Source organism: Roseateles sp., from assembly GCF_036486225.1.
GTDB lineage: Bacteria > Pseudomonadota > Gammaproteobacteria > Burkholderiales > Burkholderiaceae_C > Roseateles.
Map to the genome: position 1 here is coordinate 35,578 of NZ_DASVNZ010000126.1, position 8,341 is coordinate 43,918.

An 8,341-nucleotide genomic window follows, 5' to 3' on the forward strand; every position below is an offset into this window, starting at 1 on the left:
CGCTCAGGACTTCAGCTTCAGGACTTCAGCGGGTAGGCGCCGATGACCTTGTAGAACGCGCACAGCTCCCGCAACTCCGCCAGCGCGGCCGCGACGTGCGGCTGCGACGGGTGGCCGTCCAGGTCGATGTAGAAGTAGTACTCCCACTGACCGGTGCGGGCCGGGCGCGATTCCAGGCGCGTCATCGACACGCCATGCTTCTTCAAGGGAACCAGCAGATCATGCATCGCGCCGGGGCGGTTCGCCACGGAGACGATGAGGCTGGTGCAATCCCGCCCCGTGGCCGGGGGGGTGGCCATGGTCTGCGGCAGGCAGATCACGGCGAAACGGGTACGGTTGTAGGCCTCGTCCTGCACCGCGTGCGCGGTGATGTGCAGGCCGAAGAGCGTGGCCGCGCGCTCGCTGGCGATGGCGGCGAGGGTCGGATCCTGGGCGGCCAGGCGGGCGCCCTCGGCGTTGCTGGAGACGGCGCGGCGCTCGGCGTTGGGCAGGTGCTTGGACAGCCAGTTCTGGCACTGCGCCAGTGCCTGCGGGTGGGCCAGCACGGCCTCGATGCCCTCGAGCGTGTTCTCCTTGCGCAGCAGGTTGTGGCGGATCAGCAGGCTGACCTCGCCGACGACGTGCGTGGGCGTGTGCAGGAACAGGTCGAGCGAGCGTGTCACCACGCCCTCGGTCATGTTCTCGACGCCGACGACGCCGTACTGCGCGCTGCCGGAGGCGGTCGCGTGGAAGACCTCGTCGAAGCTGTTGCAGTAGATGAGGTCGGCGGCGCCGCCGAAGTACTCGATGGCGGCCTGCTCGCAGAAGGTGCCGAACGGGCCCAGCACGGCGACGCGCTGCGGCGATTCGAGCGCCAGGCAGGCGGACATGATCTCGCGCCAGATCGCGGCGACGTGTTCGCCCTTGAGCGGCCCGGGATTGGCGCCCTTGATCTTGGCGATGACCTGCGCGACGCGGTCGGGACGGAAGAAGGGCGTGCCGTCGCGGCGCTTGATCTCGCCGACCTGTTCGGCGACATGGGCGCGCTGGTTCAGCAGCGTCAGCAGCTGCGAGTCGAGCGCGTCGATCTGGTCGCGCAGCGCGAGCAGTTCGGGGTCGGCCACCGGCGCGGGCGGCACCGGGGCGCCGGCCGGCTCGATCGGCGTGGAAGGGGTCGGCGTGTCAGCCATGTCGGGTCTCGAAGTCTTGGAGGTGGCTCACCAGGGCTTGAACGCCCTCCAGCGGCATCGCGTTGTAGATCGATGCCCGCATGCCGCCCACCGACTTGTGGCCTTTGAGTTGCAGCAGTCCGCGTTCCCTGGCGCCGGCCAGGAAGGCGTCGTTCAGACGCTCGTCGCGGAGGAAGAAAGGGACGTTCATCCGCGAGCGGCAACGCGCCGCCACGCGGTTCTCGTAGAGCGAGGAGCCGTCCAGCGCCTGATAGAGCAGGGCGGCCTTGTCGATGTTGCGCTGCTCGATCGCCGCGAGGCCGGTCTTGCCGGCGTACTCGAAACGCTTGAGCCATTGGAAGACCAGGCCGGCGACGTAGATGCCGAAGGTCGGCGGCGTGTTGTACATCGACTGGGCCTCGGCCACGATCTTGTAGTCGAAGGCGGACGGGCAGATCGGCAGCGCATGGCCCAGCAGGTCCTCGCGCACGATCACCAGCGTCAGGCCGGCCGGGCCGATGTTCTTCTGGGCGCCGGCGAAGGCGATGCCGACGCGGGACCAGTCGACCGCGCGGGAGGCGACGTGCGACGAGAAATCGATCGCCAGCGGCGCATCGATGCCCAGCGCGCGGAGATCGGGCAAGGTCTGGAATTCGACGCCGTCGATGGTCTCGTTGGTGCAGACGTGGACGTAGGCGGCGTCCTTGCGGAGCTGCCAGGTCGACGGATCGGGGATGTCGAGGTAACGGCCGCCGGCGTTCTCCAGCTCGGCAGCGTTGGCGGCGATCCGGACGTCGGCGTAGCGCTTCGCTTCGCCCGCGCTCTTCTTGGACCAGGAGCCGGTGACGACGACGTCGACGGCACCGCCGCGCGACAGGTTCAGCGGCAGGATGGCGTTCTCGCCCAGGCCGCCGCCCTGCATGAACAGGATGCGGAAGTTCGCCGGGACCTGCAGCAGCTCGCGCAGGTCGGCTTCGGCGGCTTCGTAGATCGAGATGAATTCGCGGCCGCGATGGCTCATCTCCATGACGCTCATGCCGGAGCCGTGCCAGTCGAGCATCTCCTCCGCGACCAGGCTCAGGACCTCCTGGGGGAGGGCGGCGGGACCGGCGGAAAAGTTGAACGGGCGGACTGCTTGCATGGGGCGCGGTGGAGGGTCGCGGGTAAGAGGGTGCGGGAAAGACTCGAAAAAGGCGCGAAACAGCGGTTCGGCGAAGGTGAGGAACCCTCGCCGAACCGCGGGTCGGAACTTACTTCTTCGGCGTCGGCGAGGTCGCCGGCTTGTTGGTGTTCAGCTTCGGGGCGGAGGCCGAGCCCGCGGGCGGCGGTCCGGCTTCCAGGCCGAGCTGCTTGGCGATGTTCTGCTGCAGCGCGATGAACTTGTCGTCGAGCTGCTTGCCGTTGTCGTCGATCAGCTTCTTCGTGAACAGGCTCTGCAGCTCCTGCGAGGACTCGGCGAACTTCTTGCTCACCGGCGATTCGAGCCAGGCCAGCAACTGCTTGAGCTCGTCCTCGGTGAACTTCTCGTCCAGCGCCACGCCCATCGTCGTCGGGGCCAGCTTCAGGCCCTTGTCGACCAGCGGCTTGGCGTTGTCCTCCATGAACTTGCGCAGGTCGGCGTCGATCTGCTTGGCGGTGGCTTCGCGCTTGGCTTCCGGCACGTTGCGCAGCGCCGGGGCGGCCTTGGCGGCGAGTTCATTGACCGGGCGGCTCAGCACGCCCATGGTCAGCGCCTCGATCGCGGGCTGCTGGATCTTGAGGATCTTCGCGATGACGTCCTTCTTGGACTGCGGGCTGTCGGCCTTCTGTGCGAAGACGACGGGGCTCGCCAGCAGCGAGGCGGCGATGGCGCCGGCTTGGATGGACTTCAGCAACAAGGTCATTCCTTCACGTCGGGGGTGGAGTCGCCTGCGCCGCCCGTGGCGTCGCCGGCATCGGAACCGTCGGCGCCGGTGGCGTCCGCATCGGTCGATTCTGTCGATTCAACCGCATCGTTTTCCACGATGCGCTGCAGGCCCGAGAGCTTCGCGCCCTCGTCCAGCGAGATCAGCGTGACGCCCTGCGTGGCGCGTCCCAGCTCGCGGATCTCGGCAACCCGCGTGCGCACCAGCACGCCGGTGTCCGTGATCAGCATGATCTCGTCCTCGGGGCGGACCAGCGTCGCGGCCACGACCTTGCCGTTGCGCTCGCTCTGCTGGATGGCGATCATGCCCTTGGTACCGCGACCGTGGCGCGTGTACTCGGCGATGTTGGTGCGCTTGCCGTAACCGTTCTCGGTGGCGGTCAGCACGCTCTGCGTCTCGTCCTCGGCCACCAGCATCGCGATCAGGCGCTGGTCGGGCTCGAGCATCATGCCGCGCACGCCGCGGGCCTGGCGGCCCATCGGGCGGACGTCGTCCTCGTCGAAGCGCACCGCCTTGCCGCCGTCGGAGAACAGCATCACGTCATGCTGGCCGTCGGTCAGCGCGGCGCCGATCAGGTAGTCGCCCTCGTCCAGGTCGACGGAGATGATGCCGGCCTTGCGTGGGTTGCTGAAGTCCTTCAGCGAGGTCTTCTTGACCGTGCCCAGCGCGGTGGCGAAGAAGATGAAGTGGTCTTCGGGGAAGGTGCGGAACTCGCCGGTCAGCGGCAGGATGACGTTGATCTTCTCTTCCGGCTGCAGCGGGAACATGTTGACGATCGGCTTGCCGCGCGCATTGCGCGAGCCTTGCGGCACTTCCCAGACCTTGAGCCAGTACACGCGGCCGCGGTTGCTGAAGCACAGCATCCAGTCGTGCGTGTTGGCGATGAAGAGCTGGTCGATCCAGTCGTCGTCCTTGGTGGCGGTGGCCTGCTTGCCGCGGCCGCCGCGGCGCTGCGCGCGGTACTCGCTGAGCGCCTGGCTCTTGATGTACCCGGTGTGCGAGAGCGTCACCACCATGTCGGTCGGCGTGATCAGGTCCTCGGTGCCGAGTTCCTGCGCGTTGTGCTCGATCACGCTGCGGCGCGCGCCCAGCTTGGTCTGGCCGAACTCCTGGCGCACCGAGGTCAGCTCGTCGCCGATGATGGTGGTCACGCGGGCGGGCGTGGCCAGGATGTCGAGCAGGTCGGCGATCTGCGCCATCACGTCGCGGTATTCGCCGACGATCTTGTCCTGCTCCAGCCCGGTCAGGCGTTGCAGGCGCATCTGCAGGATCTCGCCGGCCTGGTCGTCCGACAGCTTGTACAGGCCATCGTCCTGCATGCCGTACTGCGCGGGCAGCCCTTCCGGCCGGTAGGCGTTGCGGCCGCCGGCGGCTTCGGTCTCGGCGCGCGACAGCATCTCGCGCACCAGCGACGAATCCCAGGCGCGGGCCATCAGCTCGGCCTTGGCGACCGGCGGGCTGGGGCTGCGCTTGATGATCTCGATGAAGTCGTCGATGTTGGCCAGCGCGACCGCCAGGCCTTCCAGCACGTGGCCGCGCTCGCGGGCCTTGCGCAGTTCGAAGACGGTACGGCGGGTGACGACCTCGCGGCGGTGCTCCAGGAAGACCGTGATCAGGTCCTTCAGGTTGCACAGCTTGGGCTGACCGTCGATCAGTGCCACCATGTTCATGCCGAAGCTGTCCTGCAGCTGCGTCTGCTTGTACAGGTTGTTCAGGACGACTTCCGGGACCTCGCCGCGCTTGAGCTCGATGACCACGCGCATCCCGTCCTTGTCGGACTCGTCCTGGATGTGGCTGATGCCCTCGATCTTCTTTTCCTGGACCAGCTCGGCGATGCGCTCGAGCAGGGTCTTCTTGTTCACCTGGTAGGGGATCTCGTCGACGATGATCGCCTGGCGCTGGCCGCGGTCGATGTCCTCGAAATGGACCTTGGCGCGCATCACGACCTTGCCGCGGCCGGTGCGGTAGCCCTCGCGCACGCCGCTCAGGCCGTAGATGATCCCGGAGGTCGGGAAGTCCGGCGCCGGGATGATCTCCATCAGCTCGTCGATCGAGCAGTCCGGATTCTTCAGCGCGTGCAGGCAGGCGTCGACCGATTCGTTGAGGTTGTGCGGCGGGATATTCGTCGCCATGCCGACCGCAATACCGGACGAGCCGTTGATCAGCAGATTCGGCAGGCGGGCCGGCAATACCAGCGGTTCTTTCTCGCTGCCATCGTAGTTCGGGCCGTAATCGACGGTTTCCTTGTCGATATCGGCCAGCATTTCATGGGCGATTTTCGACAGCCGGATTTCGGTGTATCGCATCGCCGCGGCGTTGTCGCCGTCGATCGAGCCGAAATTGCCCTGGCCGTCCACCAGCATGTGGCGCAGCGAGAAGTCCTGGGCCAGGCGGACGATGGTGTCGTACACCGCGCTGTCGCCGTGCGGGTGGTATTTACCGATGACGTCGCCGACGATACGGGCCGACTTCTTGTAGGGCCGGTTCCAGTCGTTGTTCAGCTCGTGCATCGCGAACAGCACGCGGCGATGCACCGGCTTGAGGCCGTCGCGGGCGTCGGGGAGCGCGCGGCCGACGATCACGCTCATCGCGTAATCGAGGTAGGAGCGGCGCATCTCCTCCTCGAGGCTGATCGGCAGGGTTTCCTTGGCGAACTGGGTCATGCGCGTGGGGCGCGCAGGGAAGTGCGCGGCCTCTGGTGAGATCGGAAGACGGTGATTCTAATTGCGCCCGCTTGTCGTGCTTCTGCAACAGGTTCATGAACGGAAGTCGCGGCTGCCGTGAGAATGCAGACGTCCTGTTGCCCTATGGCACAATCGGTTCGTCCCTAGGAGAAACCCTTGGTCGGGGAGACTCCTGAGGTTTTAGTTCCGACATTGGACGTTTCGCAGGGCAACTGCGGCTTTCCTTGAGAGGAGAATCATGAAGAAATTGAACCGCGTGGCAGCGCTCTTCGCTGTCGCCGCCGTCGCCACCTCGGGCGCTATGGCCCAAACCGTGGATAACTGGCGCGCTACGGATGGCACCGTTTGGAAGAACGGTACGAACGAGCTGTGCTGGCGCGATGCTTTCTGGACGCCGGCCACGGCTGCCAAGGACTGCGACGGCGCGCTGAAGCCGGTGGTTGCTCAGGCGACCCCGACTGCGCCGACCGCTCCGACGCCGACGGCCACGCCGTCGGCTCCGGTGGTCGCACCGGTGCCTGTCGCTCCCACGAGCGAGAAGGTCACGTACGCCGCTGACGCCTTCTTCGACTTCGACAAGGCTGTCCTGAAGCCTGAAGCGAAGGCCAAGCTGGACGACCTGATCTCGAAGACGGGTGGCATCAACCTGGAAGTGATCATTGCTGTCGGCCACACCGACGGCATCGGCTCTGACGCCTACAACCAGAAGCTGTCGGTTCAGCGCGCTGAATCGGTCAAGGCTTACCTGGTGACCAAGGGTCTGGAAAAGAACCGCGTCTACACCGAAGGCAAGGGCAAGAAGCAGCCCATCGCCGACAACAAGACCGCGGAAGGCCGCGCCAAGAACCGCCGCGTCGAAATCGAAGTGGTCGGTACCCGCGCCGTCAAGTAAGCGACGACGTATTGGCGACTCCGGTCGCCAATCGACAAACCCCGCCAGCCGCAAGGCTCGCGGGGTTTTTTCATTGCGGTGTCATGAGGGGGTTGCCCGGGAGGGTGCATGGCATCGGCAATCTGCGCCATGTGGGTCGTGGCGCCGCTGTGCTCGGCTACCATTGCGCCCATGGCGAATGTCGATGCAAAAGAGCTCGAGAAGTTCAGCGAGCTGGCCCACCGCTGGTGGGATACCGAAAGTGAATTCAAGCCGCTGCACCAGATCAATCCATTGAGATTGAACTGGATCGATGGCTTGTGCGGGCTGCAAGGCAAGACGGCGTTGGACGTCGGCTGCGGCGGCGGCATCCTGACCGATGCGATGGCGCGCAAAGGTGCGAACGTCCTGGGCATCGACCTCGCGACGAAGTCGCTGCGGGTGGCGGAGCTGCACGCGATGGAGGCGGGGACCGAGAACGTCGCCTACCAGGAGATCGCGGTCGAGGATCTGGCGGCGCAACGTCCGGCGTCTTTCGATGTCGTGACCTGCATGGAGATGCTGGAGCACGTGCCCGATCCCGCATCGGTGGTGACCGCGCTGGGGCAGCTCGTGAAGCCGGGCGGATGGGTCTTCCTGTCGACGCTGAACCGCAACGCCAAGTCCTTCCTCTTCGCGATCGTCGGTGCCGAATACGTGCTGCGCATGCTGCCGGCCGGCACGCATGAATACGCGCGTTTCATCCGCCCGTCGGAGCTGGCGCAGATGTGCCGCGACGCCGGTCTGGAAGTGCAAGGCGCCAAGGGCCTGACCTTCAATCCGCTCACGCAGCGGTATGCGCTGAATGCGGACACCGACGTGAACTACCTGCTGGCCTGCCGACGTCCCGCATGAGCACGGTGATGCTGAATTCACCGGTCGGCGTGCCGGTGCGCGCGACCCTCCGGACGGTGCTGTTCGATCTGGACGGCACCTTGGTGGACAGCGCGCCCGATCTGGCGGGCGCGACGAACGAGATGCTCGTTGCGCGCGGCCTGCCCGAGGTCCCGTTCGAGCGCCTGCGGCCGATGGTCGGCACGGGGGCGCGCGGAATGATGGGCGTGGCCTTCGGCGTGTCCCCGATGGAGAGTTCGTTCCCCGCGCTGCGCGATGAATTCTTCGATCGCTACGAGCAGCGCTTGCTGCGCGCGACCTTTCCGTTCGAGGGCATCGCAGCGATGCTGCAGGCGCTGTTGGACGAGGGCTTGAGCTGGGGCATCGTGACCAACAAGTCCGAGCGCTTCGCGCTGCCGCTGACGCGCGGACTGGGGTGGGAAACGCAAGCCGCCGCGGTCGTCGGCGGCGACACGACACCCCACAGCAAACCGCATCCGGCGCCCTTGCTGGAAGCAGCGCGGCGTGCGGGTGTTTCCCCGCACGAATGTATCTACGTCGGCGACGACGCGCGCGACATCCTCGCGGGCCGCGCGGCGGGCATGCCGACGGTGGCGGTACGTTGGGGCTACCTCGGCGATGGCGAGCCGATCGAGGCCTTGGGGCGCCGACGTGGTGGTGGATACGCCCTCGGAACTGGTCGAGTGGCTGCGGGCGTCGCGCTGAGCGCCCATCCACACGCCTGTCGAACTTCAAAAGCAGTCTTTGAAGACTCTTTGATGAACTTGTCGAGATCGGGCTCTTGAAGTCCGGGCGGCAGGCATAATGTGAGACTTCTCTCTCTGGGGCCGACCTGGTTTC

7 protein-coding genes are annotated in these 8,341 nt (G+C 66.3%); 3 read left to right on the plus strand and 4 right to left on the minus strand.

The genetic code is table 11. The annotated features are described in order from the left end of the window. Positions 1 to 17: 17 nt before the first annotated feature. The 4 genes from pheA to gyrA all read right to left on the minus strand — a co-directional run bounded on the left by pheA (position 18) and on the right by gyrA (position 5,715). The gene (gene pheA, locus VF536_RS08835) at positions 18 to 1,169 is read right to left on the minus strand and encodes a prephenate dehydratase (protein ID WP_331614455.1); all 1,152 of its coding nucleotides are present in this window, start codon (positions 1,167 to 1,169) and stop codon (positions 18 to 20) included. Further along, positions 1,162 to 2,289 carry a 3-phosphoserine/phosphohydroxythreonine transaminase gene (gene serC / locus VF536_RS08840; RefSeq protein WP_331614456.1) on the minus strand — a complete coding sequence of 376 codons (1,128 nt, stop codon included), beginning with the start codon at positions 2,287 to 2,289 and terminating at the stop codon, positions 1,162 to 1,164. The genes pheA and serC overlap by 8 nt, the downstream gene beginning before the upstream one ends. 109 nt (positions 2,290 to 2,398) lie before the next feature. Then, positions 2,399 to 3,025 (minus strand): DUF2059 domain-containing protein, encoded by a 627-nt coding sequence (locus VF536_RS08845; protein WP_331614458.1) that lies wholly within the window; start codon positions 3,023 to 3,025, stop codon positions 2,399 to 2,401. Positions 3,026 to 3,027: 2 nt separating this feature from the next. Next, complete coding sequence (gyrA, locus tag VF536_RS08850; protein ID WP_331614459.1) at positions 3,028 to 5,715, minus strand: DNA gyrase subunit A; 2,688 nt, start codon at positions 5,713 to 5,715, stop codon at positions 3,028 to 3,030. A 259-nt stretch (positions 5,716 to 5,974) separates the two neighbouring features. On the opposite strand from gyrA, the gene ompA reads away from it, so the two are divergent. The 3 genes from ompA to gph all read left to right on the plus strand — a co-directional run bounded on the left by ompA (position 5,975) and on the right by gph (position 8,286). Next, complete coding sequence (gene ompA, locus VF536_RS08855) at positions 5,975 to 6,628, plus strand: outer membrane protein OmpA (RefSeq protein ID WP_331614460.1); 654 nt, start codon at positions 5,975 to 5,977, stop codon at positions 6,626 to 6,628. A gap of 171 nt (positions 6,629 to 6,799) precedes the next feature. Beyond that, positions 6,800 to 7,501, plus strand: a complete 702-nt coding sequence (gene ubiG, locus VF536_RS08860; protein WP_331614461.1) for a bifunctional 2-polyprenyl-6-hydroxyphenol methylase/3-demethylubiquinol 3-O-methyltransferase UbiG — start codon at positions 6,800 to 6,802, stop codon at positions 7,499 to 7,501. Next, positions 7,498 to 8,286: a phosphoglycolate phosphatase gene (gph, locus tag VF536_RS08865; protein ID WP_331614464.1), complete on the plus strand. Its 789-nt coding sequence runs from the start codon at positions 7,498 to 7,500 to the stop codon at positions 8,284 to 8,286. Before ubiG ends, gph begins: the two co-directional genes overlap by 4 nt. Positions 8,287 to 8,341 lie beyond the last annotated feature (55 nt).

Coding starts and splice junctions, on each gene's coding strand:
- pheA (WP_331614455.1), bottom strand. CDS start 1,169: ATGGCTGACACGCCGACCCCTTCCACGCCGATCGAGCCGGCCGGCGCC.
- serC (WP_331614456.1), bottom strand. CDS start 2,289: ATGCAAGCAGTCCGCCCGTTCAACTTTTCCGCCGGTCCCGCCGCCCTC.
- gyrA (WP_331614459.1), bottom strand. CDS start 5,715: ATGACCCAGTTCGCCAAGGAAACCCTGCCGATCAGCCTCGAGGAGGAG.
- ompA (WP_331614460.1), top strand. CDS start 5,975: ATGAAGAAATTGAACCGCGTGGCAGCGCTCTTCGCTGTCGCCGCCGTC.
- ubiG (WP_331614461.1), top strand. CDS start 6,800: ATGGCGAATGTCGATGCAAAAGAGCTCGAGAAGTTCAGCGAGCTGGCC.
- gph (WP_331614464.1), top strand. CDS start 7,498: ATGAGCACGGTGATGCTGAATTCACCGGTCGGCGTGCCGGTGCGCGCG.